The 23917-nt window shown below is 70.6% G+C and carries 24 protein-coding genes; 16 read left to right on the top strand and 8 right to left on the bottom strand.

The genetic code is table 11. The annotated features are described in order from the left end of the window. Window positions 1-357: 357 nt before the first annotated feature. From VFV67_RS05030 to VFV67_RS05020, 3 genes are read left to right on the top strand one after another with little or no spacing between them, the layout of a single operon-like run. A complete protein-coding gene (locus VFV67_RS05030) occupies window positions 358-810 on the top strand; it encodes a helix-turn-helix transcriptional regulator (protein ID WP_414636177.1) in 453 nt (150 codons plus the stop codon). Window positions 811-820: 10 nt separating this feature from the next. After that, on the top strand, window positions 821-1231 hold the full coding sequence (locus VFV67_RS05025; RefSeq protein WP_326467550.1) for a VOC family protein: 411 nt from the start codon (window positions 821-823) through the stop codon (window positions 1229-1231). A 2-nt stretch (window positions 1232-1233) separates the two neighbouring features. Further along, window positions 1234-3633, top strand: coding sequence for an excinuclease ABC subunit UvrA (locus VFV67_RS05020; protein WP_326467549.1), 2400 nt, complete (start codon window positions 1234-1236; stop codon window positions 3631-3633). A 180-nt stretch (window positions 3634-3813) separates the two neighbouring features. Here the strand turns inward: VFV67_RS05020 and VFV67_RS05015 are convergent, their stop codons facing one another. Together VFV67_RS05015 and VFV67_RS05010 are read right to left on the bottom strand one after the other, a co-directional pair. Further along, a complete protein-coding gene (locus VFV67_RS05015) occupies window positions 3814-4017 on the bottom strand; it encodes a hypothetical protein (RefSeq protein ID WP_326467548.1) in 204 nt (67 codons plus the stop codon). A 40-nt stretch (window positions 4018-4057) separates the two neighbouring features. Continuing rightward, a complete protein-coding gene (locus tag VFV67_RS05010; RefSeq protein WP_326467547.1) occupies window positions 4058-5266 on the bottom strand; it encodes a PQQ-dependent sugar dehydrogenase in 1209 nt (402 codons plus the stop codon). Between the two features lie 62 nt (window positions 5267-5328). On the opposite strand from VFV67_RS05010, the gene VFV67_RS05005 reads away from it, so the two are divergent. Further along, window positions 5329-6861: a hypothetical protein gene (locus VFV67_RS05005; protein WP_326467546.1), complete on the top strand. Its 1533-nt coding sequence runs from the start codon at window positions 5329-5331 to the stop codon at window positions 6859-6861. A gap of 97 nt (window positions 6862-6958) precedes the next feature. On the opposite strand, the gene VFV67_RS05000 is transcribed toward VFV67_RS05005, so the two are convergent. From VFV67_RS05000 to VFV67_RS04985, 4 genes are all read right to left on the bottom strand, one after another. Continuing rightward, the gene (locus VFV67_RS05000; protein WP_414636179.1) at window positions 6959-7471 is read right to left on the bottom strand and encodes a PIN domain-containing protein; all 513 of its coding nucleotides are present in this window, start codon (window positions 7469-7471) and stop codon (window positions 6959-6961) included. 51 nt (window positions 7472-7522) lie between these two features. Next, window positions 7523-7981, bottom strand: coding sequence for a helix-turn-helix domain-containing protein (locus VFV67_RS04995; protein WP_326467545.1), 459 nt, complete (start codon window positions 7979-7981; stop codon window positions 7523-7525). Between the two features lie 168 nt (window positions 7982-8149). Next, window positions 8150-8338, bottom strand: a complete 189-nt coding sequence (locus VFV67_RS04990; protein WP_326467544.1) for a DUF397 domain-containing protein — start codon at window positions 8336-8338, stop codon at window positions 8150-8152. Between the two features lie 17 nt (window positions 8339-8355). Then, entirely contained in the window at window positions 8356-9213 is an 858-nt protein-coding gene (locus VFV67_RS04985; protein WP_326467543.1) for a helix-turn-helix transcriptional regulator, read from the bottom strand. Window positions 9214-9407: 194 nt separating this feature from the next. Here VFV67_RS04985 and VFV67_RS04980 point away from each other — a divergent pair, with 194 nt between their 5' ends. Then, complete coding sequence (locus VFV67_RS04980; protein ID WP_326467541.1) at window positions 9408-9833, top strand: hypothetical protein; 426 nt, start codon at window positions 9408-9410, stop codon at window positions 9831-9833. Here VFV67_RS04980 and VFV67_RS04975 read toward each other — a convergent pair. Next, window positions 9823-10326 carry a hypothetical protein gene (locus VFV67_RS04975; protein WP_326467540.1) on the bottom strand — a complete coding sequence of 168 codons (504 nt, stop codon included), beginning with the start codon at window positions 10324-10326 and terminating at the stop codon, window positions 9823-9825. The two genes, VFV67_RS04980 and VFV67_RS04975, sit on opposite strands and share 11 nt — an antisense overlap. Before the next feature lie 236 nt (window positions 10327-10562). Between VFV67_RS04975 and VFV67_RS04970 the strand changes: the two genes are divergently transcribed. The 7 genes from VFV67_RS04970 to VFV67_RS04940 all read left to right on the top strand — a co-directional run bounded on the left by VFV67_RS04970 (window position 10563) and on the right by VFV67_RS04940 (window position 19561). Further along, a complete protein-coding gene (locus tag VFV67_RS04970; RefSeq protein WP_326467539.1) occupies window positions 10563-11921 on the top strand; it encodes a hypothetical protein in 1359 nt (452 codons plus the stop codon). Between the two features lie 41 nt (window positions 11922-11962). After that, the gene (locus tag VFV67_RS04965; protein WP_326467537.1) at window positions 11963-12730 is read left to right on the top strand and encodes an enoyl-CoA hydratase-related protein; all 768 of its coding nucleotides are present in this window, start codon (window positions 11963-11965) and stop codon (window positions 12728-12730) included. 40 nt (window positions 12731-12770) lie between these two features. Beyond that, window positions 12771-13100 (top strand): cupin domain-containing protein, encoded by a 330-nt coding sequence (locus VFV67_RS04960; RefSeq protein WP_326467535.1) that lies wholly within the window; start codon window positions 12771-12773, stop codon window positions 13098-13100. Window positions 13101-13200: 100 nt separating this feature from the next. Next, window positions 13201-16752, top strand: a complete 3552-nt coding sequence (gene mfd / locus VFV67_RS04955; protein WP_326467534.1) for a transcription-repair coupling factor — start codon at window positions 13201-13203, stop codon at window positions 16750-16752. A gap of 30 nt (window positions 16753-16782) precedes the next feature. Next, window positions 16783-17775, top strand: a complete 993-nt coding sequence (locus tag VFV67_RS04950; RefSeq protein WP_326467533.1) for a hypothetical protein — start codon at window positions 16783-16785, stop codon at window positions 17773-17775. Then, window positions 17772-18722, top strand: coding sequence for a MazG family protein (locus tag VFV67_RS04945; RefSeq protein ID WP_326467532.1), 951 nt, complete (start codon window positions 17772-17774; stop codon window positions 18720-18722). Before VFV67_RS04950 ends, VFV67_RS04945 begins: the two co-directional genes overlap by 4 nt. A gap of 41 nt (window positions 18723-18763) precedes the next feature. Continuing rightward, a complete protein-coding gene (locus VFV67_RS04940; RefSeq protein WP_326467531.1) occupies window positions 18764-19561 on the top strand; it encodes a murein transglycosylase in 798 nt (265 codons plus the stop codon). A gap of 19 nt (window positions 19562-19580) precedes the next feature. On the opposite strand, the gene VFV67_RS04935 is transcribed toward VFV67_RS04940, so the two are convergent. Beyond that, window positions 19581-19967: a tetratricopeptide repeat protein gene (locus VFV67_RS04935; protein ID WP_326467530.1), complete on the bottom strand. Its 387-nt coding sequence runs from the start codon at window positions 19965-19967 to the stop codon at window positions 19581-19583. A 157-nt stretch (window positions 19968-20124) separates the two neighbouring features. Between VFV67_RS04935 and eno the strand changes: the two genes are divergently transcribed. From eno to VFV67_RS04915, 4 genes are all read left to right on the top strand, one after another. After that, complete coding sequence (gene eno, locus VFV67_RS04930; protein WP_326467528.1) at window positions 20125-21411, top strand: phosphopyruvate hydratase; 1287 nt, start codon at window positions 20125-20127, stop codon at window positions 21409-21411. Between the two features lie 5 nt (window positions 21412-21416). Then, window positions 21417-21968 (top strand): FtsB family cell division protein, encoded by a 552-nt coding sequence (locus VFV67_RS04925; protein WP_414636176.1) that lies wholly within the window; start codon window positions 21417-21419, stop codon window positions 21966-21968. Continuing rightward, on the top strand, window positions 21968-22480 hold the full coding sequence (locus VFV67_RS04920; protein WP_326467558.1) for a DUF501 domain-containing protein: 513 nt from the start codon (window positions 21968-21970) through the stop codon (window positions 22478-22480). The genes VFV67_RS04925 and VFV67_RS04920 overlap by 1 nt, the downstream gene beginning before the upstream one ends. 167 nt (window positions 22481-22647) lie before the next feature. Further along, window positions 22648-23889, top strand: coding sequence for a lytic murein transglycosylase (locus tag VFV67_RS04915; RefSeq protein ID WP_326467527.1), 1242 nt, complete (start codon window positions 22648-22650; stop codon window positions 23887-23889). Window positions 23890-23917: the final 28 nt, after the last annotated feature.

Below are 23917 nucleotides of genomic sequence, written 5' to 3'. Positions count from 1 at the left end.
CGGCCTGCGGCCGGCGCCTGCGGCGCGGAACCGGGAACTCGCCGGTGCGCAACGGGGACTCGCCGGGCGGTAACTGGGGACTCGCCGGGCCGCAGCCGGGGACTCGCCGGGCGGTAACTGGGGACTCGCCGGTGCGTAACTGGGGACTCGCCGGTGCGTAGCCGGGGACTCGCCGGGGAGTAACTGGGGACTCGCCGGGCCGCAGCCGGGGACTCGCCAGGCTGCAACCGGGGACTCGCCGAAGGATCCGTGTGCCTCGGCGAGTCCCCGAGTCGGGCACGTGAGTCGCCGGCTCGGGCATGGTGAGTTTCGGGCTGAGTTGGGCGGGCGTCCGACGTGTCGGGGTGGAGTGGCACGATGGCAGACGTGACCAGCAGACCGGCCTCCGCGCAGCATCTGCGGGATCTTGCGCTGCTGCGCCGGGTTCGCGACCGGATCGATCGGGAGTATGCGCAGCCGCTGGACGTCGAGGCGCTGGCCCGCGGGGTGAACATGTCGGCGGGGCACCTGAGCCGGCAGTTCCGCGCGGCCTACGGGGAGGCACCGTACGGGTATCTGATGACCCGGCGGGTGGAACGGGCGATGGCGCTGTTGCGGCGAGGCGATCTGAGCGTGACCGACGTCTGTTTCGCGGTCGGGTGTCAGTCGCTGGGAACGTTCAGCACCCGGTTCACCGAACTGGTCGGAATGTCGCCGAGCGCCTACCGGGAGCAGGCGGCGGAGGCGACCGTGGGGATGCCGCCGTGCGTGGCCAAGAAGGTCACCAAACCGGTCAGGATTCGAGAAGCGCCGCCCCAAAGCCGCACCTAGATTGACCGGCATGGACATCACCATTCACCAGAGTTATCTCCCGCAGGACGACCCGGAAGCGGCCCTGGCCTTCTACCGCGACACCCTCGGCTTCGAGGTCCGCCAGGACGTCGGATACCAGGGGATGCGCTGGATCACGGTCGGCCCGCCCAACCAGCCGAGCACCGGTATCGTGCTGCACCCGCCGGCCGCCGATCCCGGCATCACCGAGGACGAGCGCAAGACGATCACCGAGATGATGGCCAAGGGCACCTATGCGGGCGTCAACCTGGCCACAAAGGACCTTGACGAGGCCTTCGCCAAGATCCAGGCGGGCGGCGCCGAGGTCGTACAGGAACCCACCGTCCAGCCGTACGGGATCCGCGACTGCGCCTTCCGCGACCCGGCCGGCAACATGATCCGCATCCAGGAGTTGCGCTAGACATGAGCAGGGCCACCAGGACCAGCACCCACGCCGCCGACAGCCACGACCTGATCCGCGTGCACGGCGCACGCGTGAACAACCTCAAGGACGTCACGGTCGAGCTGCCCAAGCGCCGGCTGACCGTGTTCACCGGCGTGTCCGGCTCGGGCAAGAGCTCGCTGGTGTTCAGCACGATCGCCGCCGAGTCGCAGCGGCTGATCAACGAGACCTACAGCGCGTTCTTGCAGGGGTTCATGCCGACGCTGGCCCGGCCCGAGGTCGACTTACTGGAAGGCCTGACCACCGCGATCATCGTCGACCAGGAGCGGATGGGCTCCAACCCCCGCTCCACGGTCGGCACCGCCACCGACGCCAACCCCATGCTGCGCATCCTGTTCAGCCGGCTGGGCAAGCCGAACCTCGGCTCGCCCAACGCGTACTCGTTCAACCTGCCCTCGGTGAAGGCCGCCGGCGCGATCACCGTCGAGCGCGGCGACAAGACGATCACTCAGAAGGCGACCTTCACCCGGCTCGGCGGCATGTGCCCGCGCTGCGAGGGCATGGGCTCGGTCAACGACTTCGACCTGACCGCGCTCTACGACGACAGCAAGTCGCTCAACGAGGGCGCGCTGACCATCCCCGGCTACAGCATGGAAGGTTGGTACGGCCGCATCTTCCGCGGTAGCGGGTTCTTCGACGCGGACAAGCCGATCCGCAAGTACAACAAGCGGGAACTGCACGACCTGCTCTACCGGGAGCCGACGAAGATCAAGGTCGAGGGAATCAACCTGACCTACTCGGGCCTGATCCCGACGATCCAGAAGTCGATGCTGTCCAAGGACGTCGAGGCCATGCAGCCGCACATCCGGGCGTTCGTGGAGCGGGCGATCACGTTCCAGACCTGTCCCGACTGCGGCGGCACCCGGCTGGCCAAGGAGGCGCTGTCCTCGAAGATCAAGGGCAAGAACATCGCCGACCTCTGCTCGATGCAGATCAGTGATCTGGCCGAGTGGGTGCGGGACCTGAAGGAGCCGTCGGTGGCCCCGCTGCTCACCGGCCTGCGGCACCTGCTCGACTCGTTCGCCGAGATCGGGCTGGGCTATCTGTCGCTGGACCGGCCGGCCGGCACCCTGTCCGGCGGAGAAGCCCAGCGCACCAAGATGATCCGCCACCTCGGCTCCTCGCTCACCGACGTCACCTACGTCTTCGACGAGCCGACCATCGGCCTGCACCCGCACGACATCGAGCGGATGAACAACCTGCTGCTGCAGTTGCGGGACAAGGGAAACACCGTCCTGGTCGTCGAGCACAAGCCCGAGTCGATCGCGATCGCCGACCACGTCGTCGACCTCGGTCCGGGCGCCGGCACCGCCGGCGGTGAGGTGGTGTTCGAGGGCACCGTGGACGGGCTGCGGGGCAGCGGCACGATCACCGGCAAGCACCTGGACGACCGGGCGACGCTGAAGTCCTCGGTGCGCACGCCGGCCGGGGCGCTCGAGGTGCGCGGCGCCAACACCAACAACCTGCAGGACGTCGACGTGGACATCCCACTCGGCGCGCTGGTGGTGCTGACCGGGGTCGCCGGGTCGGGCAAGAGTTCGCTGATCAACGGTTCGGTCGCCGGCCGGGACGGCGTGGTGGTGATCGACCAGGGCGCGATCCGCGGTTCGCGGCGGAGCAACCCGGCCACCTACACCGGTCTGCTCGACCACATCCGCAAGGCGTTCGCGAAGGTCAACGGCGTGAAGCCGGCGCTGTTCAGCTCCAACTCGGAGGGCGCCTGCCCGGCCTGCAACGGCGCCGGCGTGATCTACACCGACCTGGGGGTGATGGCCACGGTGGAGTCCACCTGCGAGGAGTGCGAGGGCAAGCGGTTCCAGACATCGGTGCTGCAGTACACGCTCGGCGGCCGCAACATCACCGAGGTGCTCGCGATGCCGGTGGCCGAGGCGGAGGAGTTCTTCGCCGACGGCGAGGCCCGCACGCCGGCCGCGCACAAGATCCTCGACCGGCTCGCCGACGTCGGGCTCGGCTACCTCACCCTTGGCCAGCCGCTCACCACGCTGTCCGGCGGCGAGCGACAGCGGCTGAAGCTGGCCACGCAGATGGCCGAGAAGGGTGACATCTACGTGCTGGACGAGCCGACCACCGGCCTGCACCTGGCCGACGTCGAGCAGTTGCTCGCCCTGCTGGACCGCCTGGTCGACTCCGGCAAGTCGGTGATCGTCATCGAGCACCACCAGGCGGTCATGGCGCACGCCGACTGGATCATCGACCTCGGCCCCGGCGCCGGCCACGACGGCGGCCGGATCGTGTTCGAGGGTCCCCCGGCCGATCTCGTCGCCGCCCGCTCCACCCTCACCGGCGAACACCTCGCCGACTACACCGGCGCCCGCCCGAGGGCGTCGCGGAAGCGGTGAGGACAAGACCAACCGTCTGCTTCGAGAGCCGCGTCGATCTCCTCTTCGGTCGCCCGAGGAAGCCCGAAGTGGTCCAGTAGCAATCCGATCGCGACACTGAACTGCCCATTGATCCGCTGGAGCTTGTCGCAGCTATCGCGGCGCGTCTCGGCCCTGGCGCCGGCATGGCCGGCGCCAGAGTCACTCCGCATCGAGGGCCACATCGACCTCTTCATCGGTCGCGTCCGCGATGTGCATGTGATCCAGCAACTTGCGCCATCTGATGTCGTTCTGCACCCGCGCTCGGCGGAGTTGGTAAATGCTCTCGTCGTGGCAGACCTCGACTTCGGTCAGGCGGTTCTCGAGCCTGGTGATGCGGCGTTCGTGGGACTCCAGGGATGTCATACCGGGGATCGTGTCAGGGGGTGGGGATCTTCGGGGTGGATCATTGCGGTGTCACCCGAAGGAGTTTGTCGTCGTCGCCGTTGGTGGTGGTGAGGTAGAGGGTGCCGTCGGGGGCGGTGCGGGCGGCGCGGAGGCGGCCGAACTGGTCCTGGAACTCAGGGGGGATGGCGACCGAGGCGACGGCGCCGGCCTGGTCCAGGTTCATGATCAGGACCTTGGCGCCCTTGAGGGCGGTGATCACCAGGGCGCCGTTGTAGGTGCCCCACTGGTCGCCGTGCAGGAACGTGGCGGCGCAGATGGCTTCGGTGGTTTCGCCGGACTGCCAGATGGCCGGGACGGCGTCGGGGAAGCGTTGCTGGTCGGTCATCGGGACGGACTCGTCGTAGCCGGACCGGTTGGCGCCGCCGCGGGAGGGGTCCCAGCCGTAGTTGGCGCCGGGCTTGATCAGGTTGACTTCGTCGTTCTTGGTCGGGCCGTGCTCGGCGGTGAAGACCTGATCGGAGTCGGGACGCACGGCGACGCCCTGGATGTTGCGGTGGCCGAAGGTGAGGACCGGGGAGTCGGGGAACGGGTTGCCTGGGGCGGGCCGGCCGGTGGTCAGGTCGATCCGCAGCACCTTGGCGCCGAGGCTGTTGCGGTTCTGGGGGATGCGCGGGTCGGACGCGGTATCGCCGGTGCCCACCAGCAGAAAACCGTCCGGGGCCATGGTGGGGCGGCAGCCGGAGTGCCGGCCGCTGGGGTTGACCGGCAGGCCGGTGAGCAGGTCCCTGACCTTCGTGGCGCTGGCGCCGTCGTCGGACAGCCGCCAGGTGACCAGGCGGATGTCGACCGCGCGGTCGCCCTGCTTGTGGGTCTGGCAGGTGGTGAACTGGCGGGAGCTGGCGAAGTCCGGGTGGATGGCCATGCCCATCAGGCCGCCTTCGCCGCGCACCAGCACGTCGCCGAGGTCGGCCTGGACCCGGGTCGCGGTGGCGCCGGGCTGGGCGCTGGACAGCAGGGTGAGCCGGGCCGGGCGCTCGCTGATCAGCACCTTGCCGTCCGGCAGGAACCCGATGTCCCAGCCGTGCTGCAATCCGCCGGCCACCGTCTCGATCTTGAAACCCGGCGTGGTCGGCGTCTTGGCCGTGCTGGACGGTGTGGACGGCTCGCCGCCCGAGGTCGGCGCCGGGATCTGGCCCACCCCGGCGTCACCCGAGCACGACGTGACGGTGGCGAGGATCGCGAGTAGCAGGACCGGCCGGAATCTCATGGGGGCCAGAATGGTCCGCCGCACGTCTCAGCGGTGTAAACCGGACGGATTCGGGGAGCGAGATGGACGGTTGGGACTGGTACGACTACCGCCAGGATCGGCAGATCGGCGAGTTACAGAGTCAGCTCGGCGGGGTGGAGGCGTCGCTGCACGCGGCCCGCAGGTCGACCAAGCGGTTGCAGTCAGAGCTGGCCAAGGTCAGCGGCTCGCTGGAGCAGCGGCTGGGCCGGCTGGCCACGGCGTTCGACGCGTTCGTCGAGCTGAGCGACCTGCGGATGACGCTGACCCTGTTCGACGCGCACGCCCGGGTGCGGCACCGGGCCCGACAGATGTTCGGCGAGCACCCGCTGCCCGGCGAGCTGTCCGATGTGGACGATTACTGGCTGGCGCCGGCGCTGTCCGCGTTGCAGGCGGTCACCGACGGCACCCCACCGGACGAGGCGCTGGCCCTGGCCCGGTCCCGGGACGCGCACCGGGCGGCGCTGTTCCACGTGCTGGGCACCGCGCTGCTCGGCCGGCCGGACGCGGTCACCGAGGCGATGGTCGCCGACGCGCTGCCCGAGCTGGACGCGTCGCCGCTGCTGTACCAGCGGGCGGTGTGGCTGCTGGCCGCCGACGGAGCGCTCGGCGCCGGAGCCCGGGAGCGGGTGCTGCGGCTTGGCGTGGACCGGCTGGCCGCCCTGGACCAGCGGGTCCGGTCGGAGTCGGTCACCGCCTGGCGCGCGGCGGTCAAGCCGGACCGGCCCATCTCGGTGCCGCGCCCGCTCGTCCAGGCCACCGCCCTGATCAACGCGCTGGACGCGGGCGAGCGGCTGGCCGTGCTGCGCACCTGGGTGGCCGACGCGCTGGAGCAGGCCGACAAGCCGGCCCCCGAGGTCGACATCGCCGTGAAGCATTCGCTGCAGCTGCTGGTCGACGAGGGCAGCCCGCTCGAACTGCCGCTGCTGACCCGGGAACGCGAGCTGCGCAAGGTGATCGAGTCCAGCGGGACGGTGACCAGGAGCGCCGTGCCGGACGGCTGGGAGTCCCCGGTGGACTCGCTGGTCGCGCTGCTCCGCGCGGACGTGGTGGACGATTCCCGGCCGGGCCGGCGCGCGCTGGCCATCCGGATCTCGGCGGCGCACGTCATCGACGCCGCCGAGGCGCTGGCCACCCAGGCCCGGACGCCGATCCCGGACGAGGTGGAGGCCCGCACCTCCGGCGGCCCGGTGAAGATCACCGAGGCCGGTCCGGACGAGCGCTCGGTGGAGCGTGCCGTGCTGCGCCGGCTGGACCGCCGGGATCTGAAGCGCCGCCAGATCGCCTTCGCCGCGCTGGGCGTAGCGGCCTTCGTGGTGATGCTCGCTGCGTTCGCCGGCTGGGGCTGGCTGCTGGTCGCCGGGATCGCTGTCGGAGTGGCCGGCTACCAGCTGCGCCGCGACCGGGCGGACAAGGAGCGAGCCCGCGAGAGCGAGGTCCAGGTGCGCGCCGCGATCCGCGCCGAGGCAGAGAAGTGCGTCGCCGACTACGTCCAGCTCCGCCGGAACCTCGTCCTGGCCCAGGCCCACCTCGAGGACAACGTGGCCGCCCTGCGCGCCGTGCTCACCGGACCCTGACCGGCAAAGATGCCGGCCACACCGGGATCGGTGGGGTTCAGGCCTGGTCGAACCGGCCGGCCTCGATCTCGGTGATCAAGGCCGCAGGTCCGATGCGCTACGTGGCGCTGGTGCGGAGCGCGGCGGCGGACTCGAACAATCCGTTTCGCTCGAGTCCGGCCAACACGTCTTCGAAGGTTCCGGGTGGTCGATTCCACGAGTCGGCGATCTGCTGAACCGCGCTGTGGACGATGCCTCGGTTGAGGTATATCTGGTCGAGGACGAAGGCGTCGGCCTCCTTGGCCTCAATGTTCCAGGTGGTCAGCGCTTCGTGCGGGAAGTGTTTGACGTTACTGGTGAGGATCACCTGTGCGTGCGCCTTGATCGCCGCGGCAAGCACGTGATTGTCGTCGGAATCCGGTAGGTCCAGAATCTTCGTAATCGCCTGGTAGTCGACGACCAGGCAATCTCGGACGGCGCAGTTCATCAGCTGTCGTGTGCGAGCCAGTCTGTCGGCGTCGAGATCGGGCCTGTTCCTTCTCAGGCTCCTGAAGACTTCGTCCAGGATCTCGTCGGTCCACTTGGCCTGGACCAAGCCGCTCTGGGCCAGCCGTATCAGCAGGTCGCGCAGAGTGCTTGGGTACAGGACGTTCGCATCTTAGAGAACGACGAACGCCACGAGTTACGTCAACCCCATCTCCTGGTTCAGCACGGAGAGCTCATTCGCCGCGTCGCGGCGGCGCCGGTCGTCGTTGCGCCGGTACTCCTCAAGTGATCGCGCCTTGATTCGGCGATGAGTGCCCACGTTGCGGTATTCGATCTCGCCAGCCTCGAGCAAACCGATGAGGAAAGGCCGGGAAACGTTCAGGAGAGTGGCCGCTTGCTGGGTCGTCAACTCGGCGTGCGAGGGCACGATGGAGACGCCCTCGCCGGCCGCCATGTGCGTCAGAATTCTCGCGAGAAGCTCAACGGCGCCGCGCGGGACATCGAGGGCTTCGCTGTGGTCGTCCTCGACAACGAGGCGGACGACCTCTTGCGTGTGGTGCTTTGCGAGATATGCCTTGATATGCGGTAACGCCTCATGCGCTATCTCGATGTCACGCGGCTCCGGCGTCATCTTGTCGACGGTGAACCCAGCCATGGTGTCAGCTCTGGTTGCGGTGTGGTCGTGCAGTGAGCTAGACGCAGTATGTGCAATAAGTGCAGCAAGTGCAACCGGAGGCGCGCCACCGTGTTCATGGTGTCCCGCCGGTTGGCGGGCCGGCGTGGCCGGCGCCTGCGGCGCCGGCCACACCGGGATCGGTGGGGTTCAGGCCTGGTCGAAGCGGCCGGTCTTGATCTCGGTGAGGAACAGGTCGAGGTCGACGCGCAGGGTGGCGCCGGTGGGGTTCTTGCTGTCGCGGAGGGCGCCGAGGTAGGCCAACTCGACGCATTCACCGCCGTTGCCGGCGCTACGGCTGCTCTTGCGCCACGCGGCACGGGACAGGTCCGGAGTCATGGTGTCCGCACCTCCCTTCAGTTCTGTCGCAGTTCCCGCCGCACAGTATTGACCAACCGGATGGTGTCCCTCGGTGACAGGGCCGACGCGGTCAGGTGTTGCCACACGAGTACGTAGGACTGCCGCTGCGGGTCGTCCCGCTTGTCCAGGTAGCTGGCGCTGGTCAGGTCCTCGAGGTACACCACGTCCACACCGATGTCGTCGGGGAACTGGAGCAGCGTGAAGTTGAGACCGGTGCTGGCGTGGGCGCCGGCTGCGAACGGTGCCACCTGCACGGTGACGTGGTCCAGCTTGGCCATCTCGACGATGTGCTCGAGTTGGCTGGCCATCACGTCTCGGCCGCCGACCTGGAGGCGGAGCGGCCCTTCCGACATGACCACCCACAGTCGCGGCGGATTGTCGCCGACCAGCCGGGCCTGGCGGGCGGCGCGGGCGCGGACCAGTCGCTCGATGTCGGTCGGCGCGTGCAGCGGGTTTGCCTCGGTGACCGCTCTCGTGTAGTCCTCGGTCTGCAACAGTCCCGGGACCAGTTCGCCGTTGTAGGTGCGGATTTCCGACGCGCTCTCCTCCAGGCTGACGAACCGGCGGAACCAGTCCGGAATGGAGCGGCCGTAGGTGGTGCGCGGGCGGCGTTTGCGGGTTTCGCGGGCGAGGGCGGACAGATCCTTGCGCTGGTCGAGTGGGACGTCGTAGAGGTCGAGGAGGGCGGCGAACTCGGTGGAGCGGACGCCGACGTGGCCGTTCTCGATGCGACTGATCTTCGAGGCCGAGCACTCGAGCGCCTTCGCGACGTCCTCCCTGCTCTTGACGGCGGCCTCGCGCAGCTCTCGCAGGGCGCGGCCGAGTTGGCGCTTGGGGACGGTCGGGTTGGCCATGGCGCCATAGTCTGCACCAGCAACGTGCACATGCAGTTCCCTCGAACGGGGAATTCCTTAAAGTGCATGTGCAGGTTTACGTTACGTCTGCCGAGGCGAGAACGGCGTGATGCACCCCTCGGTGGCCCGGCCCCTCATCTCCTGTGCAGCTCCCGTGAGGGGCCGGGTCCACGGCTCAACCAAGGGATCGTCGCGTGGTCACATCGGACGTGGACTACTGGCTCGAACAGCTGCGGCACCGCCGCTGGAGCCTGTACTTCTTCGGTCCCGAGCGGCACCACCCCCAGGCGATGGCGGCCACCTTCGGTTGGGACTGGGCCGTCGACGTGATCCTGATCCACGCCGAGGACTACGCCGTGGCCTGGCGGGTGCCACTGTTCACAGTGGACACCAACCCGTTCGCCCCCGAGCAGGTCACCTGGTGGTACGCGGCCACGACCAACCGCACCCTGCGCGCCGCGCTCACGCTCGACCCGCCCGGCCAGGAGCGGCACCCGATCCGGCTGGAACCCGCCCCCACCCACTGTCGGGTTCCGGACCGGTACCGGCACGACCTCACCTTCCGCCCCGGCCCGGGCGAGCCGGTCGTGCTGTACACCCCCGGACCGCTCAGTGGCTGATGGTCAGCGACACGGCGCTGGTGTTCTCGGTGACGCCGGGCGCGAACAGACAGTTCTGGGTGATGGACCCGCCGGTCAGCGTCATGACGGCGTCGGAGCCGGTGAACTCGCCGGCGGTGATGGTGCCGATTAAGGTCATGATGGTCTGGCCGCCGCTCTGGCTGACCGTGTAATCGAACTCGAAGGTGCTCGTGTCGGTGGTGTTCCACACGATCTCCCACGTTCCGGAGCTCGAGAACAGAATGGACAGACAGGACAGCGGGATGTCCTCGCCACCCGAGTCGGTGGTGCCCGAGTCAATTGTGGCGGACACACACTCCTCATAGTCGATGTGGCTGGTGATATCCACGTCCTGCTCGAACAACCGCAGCCCGGGATCGAACGTGGCCTCCTCCACCCCGACACACACGATGTCGATGATCGGGTCAGCCTGAGCGGCACTCGGAATGGCGAACACGGTGAATGCGGCGCCCAGCAGCACCGTCAGGATCACTTGCATCCTACGCATGAGATCACTCCTTCTTCGGCCGGAACCCGCCGAGACTGCGCCTATCGGCCCGCTTTGGCAATAGCGTGTACCGCCACGCGGAACACTATTTTATTGCCCGCAACCGGCAGCGAAAAGTAGTGTTCCGCTCGGCGGTACACGCTATTGCGATCAAGTCGGCACGGGTGTCTTCTCCGCAGACCCCTTGAGCACGCAAAGGGATTCTGCGAGGAGGCACCGAAATGAGACGTATATTTCGTCAGCGATTGCTGGGTGCGGCCACGGCGTTCGTAGCCGCGCTCGGCTTGACGGTGGTCACCGCGACTCCGAGTTGGGCCGTGGCGCCGGCCAACGACAACTTCGCCAACGCCCAGGCCGAAACCGGTTCGTTCACCGACAGCGTCAACACCGACGAAGCGACCTATGAGGGCGGCGAGCAGATACCAAGCTGTACCGATCCTGTTGATGGCTACGGCCGGACGGTCTGGTATGGCCTGACCATCAGCGCCGGCACCGAGGTCACCGCCAGCACGGCCGGGTCGAACTTCGACACGGTGCTGGCCGTGTGGACCGGAGTCAGCCTCGGTTCCCTGTCCCAGGTTTCCTGCGACGACGACTCCGGTCCGGGCGCCACCTCGTCGCTGGGGTTCACGGCAAGTTCGTCCACTACGTACTGGATCCTGGTCGGCGGCAGCAACCTCACCGGCCCCTTTAGCGGCGATCTGGCTCTCGATGTCGACGCGACGACTCCGGGTGCGGATGTGTCGGTGTCGGTGGGCGATTCGGCCGATCCGGTGTCGGTGGGTGGTTCGCCGTACACCTACACGGTGAGCGTGGCCAACGGCGGACCGAATGGGGCGACCGGTGTGTCGGTGTCCACCAGCCTGTCCGGAGCGTCCGGAGCGGCGTGGACGGTCAACTCGGCGACCCCGTCGCAGGGGTCGTGTTCGGGTACCGCGCCGGTGTCGTGTTCGTTGGGCAGTATCGCCGCTTCGGGTGGGGCTTCGGTGGTGATCTCGGTGACGCCGTCGGCGACCGGGACGATCACCGCCAGCAGCACGGTGTCGGCGAATGAGTCCGATCCGGTGTCGGGTAACAACTCCGATGCGGAGTCGACCACGGTGAACAACGCGCTGGGGTGCACGATCATCGGCACCTCGGGTGCCAACACGCTCACTGGCACCAGCGGCAACGACGTGATCTGCGGGCTGGGCGGCGCCGACACCATCGACGGCGGCAGCGGCAACGACACCATCTACGCCGGGGACGGCGATGACGCGGTGGGCGGTGGCAACGGCAACGACACCATCTACGGGCAGGGCGGCAACGACGACAACGACGGCGAGACGCTGCTCGGCGCCCTGCTGCACCTGTTCGACAACGGCTCCGACTACATCGACGGTGGCCCGGGCACCGACCTCCTCGACGGCCAGAACGGCGACGACACCCTGGTCGACCATGACGGCGCCGACACCCTGAGCGGCGGCACCGGCAACGACAGCATCGACGTGCAGGACGGCGTCGGCAACGACACCGCCGACGGCGGCCTTGGCAGCGACACCTGCCTCGTCGACACCGGCGACGGCGCCATCAGCTGCTGAACCATCCACTCCGCACCGAACCGCGGGGCTACCGTGAAGAGGTGACCGAGTATCTGCGGCTGGAGTTCGACGGGGCGTTGGCCACGCTGACCATCGACCGGCCGGCCAAGCGCAACGCGATGAGCTACGAGATGTGGTCGGCGGTACCCGGACTGCTCGGCAAGGTCGAGGCCGAGGACGCGGTCCGGGTACTGCTGATCCGGGGCAACGAGCACTTCTCGGCGGGGGCGGACATCGCCGAGTTCGGCACGCTTCGCAAGGACGCCGAGGGAGCGAGCCGGTACAGCGCGGCGGTGCACGCGGCCGAGCGGGCGATCGCCACCGCTGCCAAGCCGACCATCGCGGCGATCACCGGCAACTGCATCGGCGGCGGCTGCGAGATCGCGCTGGCCTGTGACATCCGGATCGCGGCGGACGACGCCACGTTCGGGATCACGCCGGCCAAGCTCGGCATCGTCTACCACCTCACCTCCACCAAGCAGCTCGTCGACGCGGTCGGGGCGGCCTGGGCCAAGCAGATCCTGTTCACCGGCGACCTCCTGGACGCGGCCACCGCGCTGCGGATCGGGCTGGTCAACGAGCTGCACCCGGCGGACCGGCTACTCGACAAAGCCGGGAACCTGGCCCGCACCATCGCCGAGCGCGCCCAGATCTCGGTCCGGGGCGCCAAGACGATCGTGAGCCGGCTGGTCGCCGGGCAGACCGAGGACGACGAAGCGGTGCACATGCTGTACGCGCTGTCCGTGGCCAGCCGCGACTACGCCGAAGGGGTGCAGGCGTTCCTGGACAAGCGCCCGCCCCGGTTCTGACCCGTGGCGTGATCGACGGCACTAGGGGAAGCTGGGCGTCATGCGCAAACTGTCGTTGGACGCCGTTGCCCGCGAGCAGATGAAGCACGCCATGGAGAACTCCAACCAGCGCAGCGCCAAGACGGTGTACGGCGGCCACGAGCGCGTGCTGCGGCAGAGCGTGATCGCACTCGTCCAGGGGGCCGTGATGGGCGATCACCTCAGCCCCGGCGAGGCCACGCTGCACGTGCTGCAGGGCCGGATCCGGCTCACCGCCGGAAAGGACAGCTGGGACTGCCGCACCGGCGACCTGCTCGACATCCCGGCCGACCGCCACTCGGTGACCGCCCTCGAGCCCTCTGTCGTGTTGCTCACCGTGGCCAAGCCCTGAGGACTGTCCGACCCACGTCGTAGGCTGGATGCCGAGAACCCCTTGCCGAGGGCTCGTCCCGGGCAGGGGTGTGTTCGCGTCTGTTTCGAGGGGATGACACGTGACGCTCTCGGGTCTGCTCGACGCCGTCCTGCCCGACCCCGCGCTGGCCGCGCTGATCGACGCCGCCGGCACCGCCAGCCTGGCCATCGAGGGCGCGCCGGCCGCCCGCCCGCTGGTGCTCGCGGCGCTGTCCACCACGACCCCGGTGCTCGCGGTCACCGCCACCGGGCGCGAGGCCGACGACCTCACCGCCGCCCTGACCGACCTGCTCGGCGCCGGTGCCGTCGCCGCGTTCCCGTCCTGGGAGACGCTGCCGCACGAGCGGCTCTCCCCGCGTGCGGACACCGTCGGCCGGCGGCTGTCGATCCTGCACCGGCTGGCGCACCCGGACGGCACCGCGCCGCGGGTGGTCGTGGCCACGATCCGCAGCCTGATCCAGCCGATGGCGCCCGGCCTCGGTGAGCTGGCCCCGGTCGAGCTGCGCCCCGGCGAGGAGACCGACTTCGACGGCCTGATCGAGCGGCTGGTCGAGCTGGCCTACACCCGCGTCGACATGGTGGAGAAGCGCGGCGAGTTCGCGGTGCGCGGCGGCATCGTGGACGTCTTCCCGCCCACCGCCGAGCACCCGGTCCGGGTGGAGTTCTGGGGCGACGAGGTCAGCGAGCTGCGCCCGTTCGCCGTCGCCGACCAGCGCTCGCTGCCCGGCACGCTGGACGCCGTGGTTGCGCCGCCGTGCCGCGAGTTGCTGCTCACCGAGGAGGTGCGGACCCGGGCCGCCGAACTGGCCGGGCAGCACCAGGGCGACGCCCACCTGCACGAGATGCTGACCAAGCTCGCAGAAGGCATCCCGGTCGAGGGCATGGAGGCGCTGATCCCAGCGCTGTGCGCCGGCGAGCTGCAACTGCTCACCGACGTGCTGCCGGACGGCGCGCACGTACTGCTCGCCGACCCGGAGAAGATCCGCACGAGGGCGCACGATCTGGTCCGCACCGGGCAGGAGTTCCTCGAAGCCTCGTGGATGGCCGCCGCCGGAGGGGGCAAGGCGCCGATCGACCTGGGCGCCTCGGCCTACCGCGACCTCGCCGACGTGGCCGCGCACGCCCGGGACACCGGCCACCCGTGGTGGACGCTGTCCCAGCTCACCACCCCGGACGAGGCCGCGCTGCGGCTGGACATCGCCGCCGTCGACGCCTACCGGGGCGACATCGCCCGGGCCTTCGCCGACCTGCGGGCGCACACCGCCAGCGGCGGCGCCGCGGTGCTCGTGGTGCCCGGCGCCGGCACCGCCAAGCGCGCCGTCGAGCAACTGGCCGAGGCGGACGTGCCGGCCACCTGCGCCGAGCAGGGGCTGACCGAGCCGCCCCGGGCCGGCGTGGTCACCGTGGTGCGGGGCGCGCTCGAGGACGGGTTCAGCGCGCCCGCGCGGGCCCTTGTGGTGCTCACCGAGTCCGACCTGACCGGCGGCCGGCACGGCACCTCCACCCGGGACCTGTCGGCGAAGATGCCGTCCCGGCGGCGCAACGCCGTCGACCCGCTGGCGCTGCGCAACGGCGACTACGTGGTGCACGAGCAGCACGGCATCGGCCGGTACGTCGAGATGGTGCAGCGCACCGTCGCCGGAGCCACCCGCGAGTACCTGGTGCTGGAGTACGCCTCGTCCAAGCGCGGCCAGCCCGGCGACCGGCTGTTCGTGCCCACCGACCAGCTCGACCAGGTGTCCCGCTACGTCGGCGGTGAGCTGCCCACGCTGAACAAGCTCGGCGGCTCGGACTGGAAGAACACCAAGGCCAAGGCGCGCAAGGCGGTCAAGCAGATCGCCGCCGAGCTGGTGCAGCTCTACGCCGCCCGGCAGGCCGCGCCCGGCCACGCGTTCGGCCCGGACACCCCGTGGCAGCGCGAGCTCGAGGACGCCTTCCCGTTCACCGAGACCCCCGACCAGCTCGCCGCCATCGACGAGGTCAAGGCGGACATGGGCCGCGGCGTGCCGATGGACCGGGTGATCTGCGGCGACGTCGGCTACGGCAAGACCGAGATCGCCGTGCGGGCGGCGTTCAAGGCGGTGCAGGACGGCAAGCAGGTCGTGGTGCTGGTGCCGACCACGCTGCTCGCCCAGCAACACCTGCACACGTTCACCGAGCGCATGCAGTCCTTCCCGGTCGTGGTCAAGGGCCTGTCCCGGTTCACCCATGCCGGTGACGCCGAGGCGGTGATCGAGGGGCTGGCCAGCGGCAAGGTGGACATCGTCATCGGCACCCACCGGCTGCTGCAGACCGGCGTCCGGTACAAGGACCTCGGCCTGGTGATCGTGGACGAGGAACAGCGCTTCGGGGTGGAGCACAAGGAGCACATCAAGGCGCTGCGCACGCACGTCGACGTGCTGACCATGTCGGCGACGCCGATCCCGCGCACGCTGGAGATGAGCCTGGCCGGGATCCGCGAGATGTCCACCATCCTCACCCCGCCCGAGGACCGGCACCCGATCCTGACCTACGTCGGCGGCTACGACGACAAGCAGGTGGCCGCCGCGGTCCGGCGCGAGCTGCTCCGCGACGGCCAGGTGTTCTACGTGCACAACCGGGTGTCCTCGATCGAGAAGGCGGCACGACGGCTGCGCGAGCTGGTCCCCGAGGCCCGGATCGTCACCGCGCACGGGCAGATGAACGAGGACCGCCTGGAGAAGATCATCGAGGGGTTCTGGGTTCGCGAGCACGACGTGCTGGTGTGCACCACGATCGTGGAGACCGGGCTGGACATCTCCAATGCCAACACGCTGATCGTCGAGCGCGGCGACCTGCTCGGCCTGGCCCAGCTGCACCAGCTGCGCGGCCGGGTCGGCCGGGGCCGGGAACGCGGCTACGCCTACTTCCTGTATCCGCCGGAGACACCGCTGACCGAGACCGCGCACGACCGGCTGGCCACCATCGCGCAGAACACCGAGCTGGGCGCCGGAATGGCGGTGGCCATGAAGGACCTGGAGATCCGCGGCGCGGGCAGCCTGCTCGGCGCCGAGCAGTCCGGGCACATCGCCGGGGTCGGCTTCGATCTGTACGTGCGGCTGGTGGGGGAGGCCGTGGACGCGTTCCGCCGGCACGCCGGGGCGCCCGGGGCCGAGGAGGAGGACGAGCTGCCCGAGGTCCGGGTGGACCTGCCGGTGGACGCGCACATCCCGCACGACTACGTGCCCGGCGAACGGCTGCGGCTGGAGGCGTACCGCAAGCTCGCCGCCGCCCGGGACGCCACCGAGCTGGACGCGGTCGGCGAGGAGTTGGCCGACCGGTACGGCCCGCCGCCGCTGCCGGTGCAGCGGCTGTTCGGGGTGGCGGCGTTTCGCCAGGAGTGCCGGGCGCACGGGGTCAACGAGGTCACCTTGCAGGGCAACGCGATCCGGCTCAGCCCGCTGCCGCTGCGCGACTCGCAACTGGTGCGGCTCAAGCGGCTCTACCCCAAGGCGAACTACAAGGCGGTCACCAACACCGTGTCGGTGCCGCGGCCGACCGAGGGCGCGGCCGGCGGCCGGATCGGCGCGCCGCCGTTGCGCGACCAGGAATTGCTGGACTGGTGCGCGAACCTGCTCCGGTCGCTGGCCACCACGCCCGCGCCGGTGGCCTGATCAGCGCGATATGAGAAAGTACGCGGTGTGATGAGTGCGATGCGCCGCCGTCCGGCCATGCTGATCGCCGTCCTCGCCACCCTGGGCATGCTGACCGCGGCGTGCGGATCGGAGCCGAGGGAGGCGAACTCCGCCATCATCACCGATGACCGGGTGGTCTCGGTCGACGACGTGCAGGCCCGGCTCAACCGGTCGCTGGAGACCGAGCCCGCGGCCAAGGAACTGGCCAAGACGCACAAGCTGGACCTGGTCTCGCGCGGCATCGTGACCCAGGTCGTCCGGCACGAGCTGATCGCCGAGGCGGCCCGGCAGGAGAACCTCACGGTGTCCGAACGGGAGGTCGACGACTTCCTCGGCCGGGTCACGCCGTCCGAGGATCCGGTGCAGAAGTCCATCGAGGCCGCGTTCGACCGGCGGGACGTCGCCCGGGACCGGCTGCTCACCCAGAAGTTCGGCGCCAAGTACCTGGACCGGCTCCAGGTCACCTGGGACGGGGCGACCGTGGTGTCGCAGACCAACGCCAAGTCCACGGCCGTCGAGCTGGCGGAGCGGATGGCCGCCGTGGCGCCGGAGCAGATGGCCGAGGTCCTCCAGGGCTCGGCCAGCCAGGAGGTCAACCCCTCGCTGAACCAGGAGTTCAACCCGGTCAACACCTACCAGATCTACGCCCAGTACCAGGGTCAGGTCGTGCTCAGCCCGCTGTTCAGCGTCGAGGCCGGCAACGTGGTGGCGTTCCCGTTCGCGGCCGGCGAGCAGGCCGGCACCGGCTGGCTGGTCGCCTACATCAAAGATCGCTCGGAGAACGCGACGCTGCCGGAGGACCAGGCCGCCGCGGTGTCCGAAGTGGACCCGGTCTGGGCCGAGTCGATCGGCACCCAACTGCTCACCCCGCTGGCCGGCGAGCTCGGCCTGCGGTTGAGCCCGCGCTACGGCGTGTGGGACGAGTTGGCCGTCGCGGTGGCGCCGAGCGAGGCGGAGAAGATCGGCGTGGTGCTCCCGGTCGCCGGCAAGACCACGCCATGACCGGTGCCGCTGAGTCGGCGGTGGTTCTGGTGGATCCCGCGCACGGCGCGGTGTTGCCGGTGGCGGCGCTCCCGGCGATCCGGTCGGCCCGGGCGGTGTACCGCACGCCCGGGGTCGACGTGCCGGCCGATCCGGCGCCCCCGGCCGGCGAGCTGCTGGCCGCGGCGCCCGTGGTGCTGTTCGCCGCCGCACTGTCCGACCCGGCCGCGGTGGCCCTGTTCGAGTCCGGCGCCACGGTGATCGCTGCGGTGCCGGGCCGCGTGCTGCCGGCCGCGGTGGCCGTGATGGACCGGCTGCGCTCGCCGGACGGGTGCCCGTGGGACGCCGAGCAGACCCACGAGTCGCTGCGCCAGTACCTGGTCGAGGAGTGCTTCGAGCTGCTGGAGGCGATCGAGGAGGGGGACCGGCCGGCGCTGCGCGAGGAGCTGGGCGACGTGCTGCTCCAGGTGCTGTTCCACGCCCGGATCGCGGCCGAGGACCAGGACGACCCGTTCACTATCGACGACGTCGCCGCGGAGCTGATCGCCAAGCTGGTTTCCCGCCACCCGCACGTGTTCGCCGGTGGCGACCCGGCGGTGCGGGACGCGCAGACCCAGCAGCAGCGCTGGGAGGAGCTGAAGAGCACCGAGAAGCGCCGCGAGTCCAGTGTGGACGGTGTGGCGATGGGTCAGCCGGCGCTCGCCCTCGCCGCCAAGCTCGCCGCCCGCACCGCCCGCGCCGGTCTGCCCGGGGACCTGCTGCCGGCGCACACCGACCCCGGCTCCCGGCTGTTCGCGCTGGCCGCCCTGATCAAGCTCGCCGGCACCGACCCGGAGGGCGAGCTGCGCGCGGTGGCCCGCCGGTTCGCCGCCGACGTCCGCGCCGCCGAACGCGCGGCCCGGGCGGCCGGGATCCCCCCCGGCCCCATGGACCACGAGACCTGGCGCCGGTTCTGGCCGGCTCGGTAGTTCCCCGGTCGGCCCGCGCCGCCGTTCCGTAACCTGGATCCGTGGCCGTCCCTACTCCTCGTCCGGACCCACCGATCCGCCGACGGCGTCCGCCCCGTTTCGCGACCCCGATTCTGCTGGTCCTCGCCCTGCTCGCCGGGGTGACCGGGGTGTTCGCCTGGCTGGGCTCGTCCGGCGAACCGCCGCCCCGCCGGGCGGCGCCGCCGGGCTTCGACGTCCCCGAACTGGACGTGCGGCCCGGCACCGTGGTGCCGCACCAGGCCGTCCCCGGCTCCGCCGACACCGGCTGGATGGGCCGGGTCGCGGACAAGACGGACATCCCCGAGCGGATGCTGCGGGCCTACGTCGCCGCCGAGACCGAGACCCTGATCCGCACCCCGGACTGCCGGCTGACCTGGGCCACCCTCGCCGCCATCGGCCGGACCGAGTCCAGCCACGGCCGGTTCCGCGGCGCGGTGATCGGCCCGGACGGCCGGCTGTCCCCACCGGTCATCGGGATCCCGCTGGACGGTTCCCCCGGCGTCCGCGCGATCCGGGACACCGACGGCGGCCGGCTCGACGGCGACGTGCAGTGGGACCGTGCCGTCGGCGCCATGCAGTTCCTTCCGGTCACCTGGTCCCGCTGGTCCGCCCGGGCCAACGGCGACGGCGCCACCCCGGACCCGCAGAACGTCGACGACGCGGCGCTGTCGGCCGCCCGCTACCTGTGCGCCTCCGGCGGCGACCTGGGCAGCCCGAACGGCTGGTGGCGCGCCGTGCTCACCTACAACCGGTCCAATGCCTACGGCCGCACCGTGTTCAGCGCCGCCGACGCCTACGCCCGCGCCGCCACGGCCTGACCGCGAACCCGGTGCCCGCTCAGCGGTCCCGGTCGACCGCGATGCGCGCGCTCACCTCGCCGAGGGCCTCCTGGTACTCCGGCACCGGGTGCATCGCCGCCGCGATCCGCAGCTGCGTCTGCGCCTCCTGGTAGCGGCCGAGCCGTTGCAGCGTCCGGCCGAGCGCGAACCGGGCGTAATGATCGGTCGGGTCCAGTTCGATCACCCGGAGGAACGCCTGCTCGGCCCGCCGCAGCTGGGCGGAGCCGAGGTAGGCCCGGCCGGCGAGTAGATGCACGCTCGGCTTGTCCGGCTCCGCGTCGAGCACGGGAGCGAGCGCCGCGAGGGCGTCGAGCGGCCGGCGTTGCGCGACCAGCGACTCGGCCTTGCGGAACGCCTCGAACGTGCTTGTCCCGTCCTCGGTCATGGTCCGATCAACGCTACCCCGTCGGGGCTGTTCCGGGGAGTCGCAAGGACGTTCACGCTCCGTTCCCAATCCCTCTGCGCGTGCCTCCACCGGGGGATACCGGCCCCCGGTTAGGCTCGGGGCGTTGTGTCTGGTCGAAGCGGTTGAGGAGCAGCTGGTGGCGGTCATCGAGCAGGTCGGTGCGCGCGAGATTCTGGACTCTCGCGGCAACCCCACGGTCGAGGTCGAGGTGGCCCTCGACGACGGGACCCTGGCCCGGGCGGCGGTCCCCTCCGGCGCGTCCACCGGCGAGCACGAGGCGGTGGAGCTGCGTGACGGCGACCCGAGCCGGTACCTCGGCAAGGGCGTGGAGAAGGCGGTCACCGCCGTGCTGGACGAGATCGGGCCCGAGCTCACCGGCGTCGACGCGGTTGACCAGCGGATCGTCGACCAGAAGCTGGTCGACCTGGACGGCACGCCGGACAAGTCCCGGCTCGGCGCCAACGCCATCCTCGGCGTGTCGCTGGCCGTGGCCAAGGCGGCCGCCGAATCCAGCGGCCTCGAGCTGTTCCGCTACATCGGCGGGCCCAACGCGCACGTGCTGCCGGTGCCGATGCTCAACATCCTCAACGGCGGCGCGCACGCCGACACCGACGTCGACGTCCAGGAGTTCATGATCGCGCCGATCGGCGCCGAGTCGTTCCGGCAGGCGCTGCGCTGGGGCGCGGAGACCTATCACTCGCTCAAGGCGGTGCTCAAGAGCCGCAAGCTGGCCACCGGCCTCGGCGACGAGGGCGGCTTCGCACCGAACCTGTCGAGCAACCGGGACGCGCTCGACCTGATCGTGACCGCCATCGAGCAGGCCGGCTACGTGCTCGGCCGGGACATCGTGCTGGCCCTTGACGTGGCGGCCACCGAGTTCTTCGGCGACGGCGTCTACACCTTCGAGGGCGAGCGGCGCAGCTCGGAATGGCTCAACGACTACTACACCCAGCTGATCAAGGACTATCCGCTGGTGTCGATCGAGGATCCGCTCGCCGAGGACGACTGGGACGGCTGGGTGAGCCTGACCGACCAGATCGGCGAGCGGGTCCAGCTGGTCGGCGACGACCTGTTCGTCACCAACCCGGACCGGCTGGAGGAAGGCATCGACCGGCGGGCGGCCAACGCGCTGCTGGTCAAGGTCAACCAGATCGGCACGCTGTCCGAGACCCTGGACGCGGTCGCGCTGGCCACCTCCTACGGCTACCGCTGCATGATGAGCCACCGGTCCGGCGAGACCGAGGACACCACGATCGCCGACCTTGCGGTGGGCACCGGGGTCGGCCAGATCAAGGCCGGCGCCCCGGCCCGCACCGACCGGGTGGCCAAGTACAACCAGCTGCTGCGGATCGAGGAGACGCTCGGCGACGCGGCCCGTTACGCCGGGGACCTCGCGTTCCCGCGGTTCACTCCGGAGGGCTGAGCGGCATGGCGGCCGACCGGGGCGAGCGGGCCGACCGGAACCGGGGCGACCGGCGGCGGACCGGCTCGGCCAGGACGACCCGGCCGGAGACGGTCCGCAGCCGGCGGGCCGGTCGCATTCCCCGCAGAGCCCGGCGCTCGCAGCGGGCGGTGCCGAAGAAGGTGCGCCGGCACGCGGCCGCCATGCTCGGGCTGTCCACGACCCGACGGGCGGCGATGTTAGCCATCGTGGTGTGCGCGCTGGCCCTGAGCGTGGCCGTGCCGCTGCGCACCTATCTGGCGCAGCGCGCCGACGTCACGGTCCAGGAGCAGCGCGAGGCCGAGCTGCGCGCCCAGGTGGAGCAGCTCGAAGCGCGCAAGGCCCAGCTGGGCGACCCGGCGCAGGTCGAGGCCGAGGCCCGGCGCCGGCTGCGCTACGTGCGACCGGGCGAGACGCCCTACGTCGTCGAACTGCCCGGCGACCACGACGAGCGACCGGCCGGGACGCCGCCGCCTGCGCCGCAGGAGCAGCCCTGGTACGAGACGCTCTGGGAAGCGGTGGCGGGTAGCGCGCGGTGATCACCGATGCGGACCGCAGGATCGTGGCCGAACAGCTCGGCCGGGAGCCGAGGGCACTGCGCGCGGTGGCGCACCGGTGCCCGAGCGGACATCCGTCGGTCGTCCAGACCAACCCGCGGCTGGCCGACGGAACCCCGTTCCCCACGCTGTACTACCTCACCTGTCCCCGGCTGACCGCACTGGTCAGCCGGCTCGAGGCGGGCGGCGTGATGCGGGAGATGACCGAGCGGCTGGCCACCGACCCGGAGCTGGCGGCCGGCTACCTCGCCGCGCACCGGGCCTACCTGGCCGAGCGGGACGCGATCGAGCCGCTCGGCACCGAGGTCAGCGCGGGCGGAATGCCCGGCCGGGTGAAGTGCCTGCATGTGCACGTGGCGCACGCGCTGGCCGCCGGCCCGGGGGTGAATCCGATCGGCGACCAAACCCTGGCGATGCTGAGCGACGAATGGCCATCGGGACCGTGCTCGACCGGCCAATCGGACGACAGCGGTCGTCCGAAAGGGCAAGGATGACCGACTAGTGGCCCTTTTTGGTGAGCGTCGGTCATGAAATGGTGACCTACGGCGACCAATGAGGCAGTCTGGAGGACGGACTGCGACGGACCACGAAACCGAGGGACAGGCGGATTCAGGTGGGTGCGGCGAAGAGGGACATACGGGCAACGCGGGCGAGCCAGCGTATGCGCCGCAGACGCCGCAAGGTGGCTGCGGTCGCGGCCGGCATGCTGCTCATCCCGGCGGTCGCCGCAGGTGAGCCGGCCACGGTGACCGGTGGCGATCTGAGCGCCTTAGCGGACGTCGGCCGGGGGCTCATGGGCCTGACCGACCCGGACTCGGTCGGCGCGGACGGCGAGTTGGGCGAGGACGACCAGATCGGCGCCGACCTGCTGGCCGACGCCGGCAACCCGGATCTACTCTCCCAGGAGACGCTCGACGTGCCCAGCGGTCCGCTCGGCATCCCGGGCGTGATGCTGCAGGCCTACCAGCGGGCATCGGACACGCTGAACCAGACCATGCCCAACTGCCACATGCACTGGTCCTTGCTGGCCAGCATCGGCCGGATCGAGACCAACCACGCGCGCGGCGGGCAGGTCTTCGCCAACGGCGACACCGTGCGCGCGATTCTCGGCCCGGTGCTCAACGGCGGCGGCTTCGCGGCCATCTCCGACACCGACGGCGGCATCCTGGACGGTGACAACCGGTGGGACCGCGCGGTCGGGCCGATGCAGTTCATCCCGTCCACCTGGCGCGGCTACGCCTCGGACGGCAACGGCGACCGGGTGAGCAGCCCGCACAACGTCTACGACTCCGCGCTGGCCGCCGGGAAGTACCTGTGCTCGGGCGGGATGGACATGGCCAACCCGCAGCAGCGCGCTACCGCGGTGTTCCGCTACAACCACTCCGACAGCTACGTGCGCACGGTGCTGGTCTGGGCCGAGGCCTACGCCAAGGGCGTCACCCCGCTGCCCAGCACGCCGGTGCCGCCGCTGCAGGACTTCCAGCAGATCGACGACCTGCCGGCCGGCGGTGGCGGCGGTGGCGGCGGCTCGACGGACCCGGTCGACTCCGGCACCACGACCACCACGACGACCACCACCACGACGACCAGTTCGTCCACCACCACGACGACGCCGACCTGCCCGAGCACGCCGACCTCGTCCCCGACGACCAGCGCCCCGGGCACCACCACCCCGACGCCGCCTCCGCCGGGCTGCCAGACCGTGACGCAGGCGCCGTCGACGCCGTCCACTCCGCCCAGCACCAGCACGGTGCCGCCGAACACCGACTCCTCGACTCCGCCCGGCGGTGGCGGCAGCTCCGAGCCGCCGGGCGGCGGCACCTCGACCGGTCAGGAGACCTCGACCGCCGACACCTCCTCCAGCACGTCCTTCGTGGAGACCACCACCGCGGTCGGCGCGTAACCGATCACCGCGCCACTAGGCTGCGACC

The organism is Actinophytocola sp., assembly GCF_035762905.1.
GTDB lineage: Bacteria > Actinomycetota > Actinomycetes > Mycobacteriales > Pseudonocardiaceae > DASYTH01.
Note: the sequence above shows the minus strand (reverse complement) of the source record. Positions and strands in the feature narration are given on the sequence as shown.

Coding starts and splice junctions, on each gene's coding strand:
- VFV67_RS04985 (WP_326467543.1), bottom strand. CDS start 9,213: ATGGCCAACCCGACCGTCCCCAAGCGCCAACTCGGCCGCGCCCTGCGA.
- VFV67_RS05030 (WP_414636177.1), top strand. CDS start 358: ATGGCAGACGTGACCAGCAGACCGGCCTCCGCGCAGCATCTGCGGGAT.
- VFV67_RS05015 (WP_326467548.1), bottom strand. CDS start 4,017: ATGACATCCCTGGAGTCCCACGAACGCCGCATCACCAGGCTCGAGAAC.
- VFV67_RS05020 (WP_326467549.1), top strand. CDS start 1,234: ATGAGCAGGGCCACCAGGACCAGCACCCACGCCGCCGACAGCCACGAC.
- VFV67_RS04990 (WP_326467544.1), bottom strand. CDS start 8,338: ATGACTCCGGACCTGTCCCGTGCCGCGTGGCGCAAGAGCAGCCGTAGC.
- VFV67_RS05025 (WP_326467550.1), top strand. CDS start 821: ATGGACATCACCATTCACCAGAGTTATCTCCCGCAGGACGACCCGGAA.
- VFV67_RS04960 (WP_326467535.1), top strand. CDS start 12,771: ATGCGCAAACTGTCGTTGGACGCCGTTGCCCGCGAGCAGATGAAGCAC.
- VFV67_RS04915 (WP_326467527.1), top strand. CDS start 22,648: ATGCGCCGCAGACGCCGCAAGGTGGCTGCGGTCGCGGCCGGCATGCTG.
- VFV67_RS04925 (WP_414636176.1), top strand. CDS start 21,417: ATGGCGGCCGACCGGGGCGAGCGGGCCGACCGGAACCGGGGCGACCGG.
- VFV67_RS04950 (WP_326467533.1), top strand. CDS start 16,783: ATGAGTGCGATGCGCCGCCGTCCGGCCATGCTGATCGCCGTCCTCGCC.
- VFV67_RS04945 (WP_326467532.1), top strand. CDS start 17,772: ATGACCGGTGCCGCTGAGTCGGCGGTGGTTCTGGTGGATCCCGCGCAC.
- VFV67_RS05005 (WP_326467546.1), top strand. CDS start 5,329: ATGGACGGTTGGGACTGGTACGACTACCGCCAGGATCGGCAGATCGGC.
- VFV67_RS04935 (WP_326467530.1), bottom strand. CDS start 19,967: ATGACCGAGGACGGGACAAGCACGTTCGAGGCGTTCCGCAAGGCCGAG.
- VFV67_RS04970 (WP_326467539.1), top strand. CDS start 10,563: ATGAGACGTATATTTCGTCAGCGATTGCTGGGTGCGGCCACGGCGTTC.
- VFV67_RS04995 (WP_326467545.1), bottom strand. CDS start 7,981: ATGGCTGGGTTCACCGTCGACAAGATGACGCCGGAGCCGCGTGACATC.
- VFV67_RS05010 (WP_326467547.1), bottom strand. CDS start 5,266: ATGAGATTCCGGCCGGTCCTGCTACTCGCGATCCTCGCCACCGTCACG.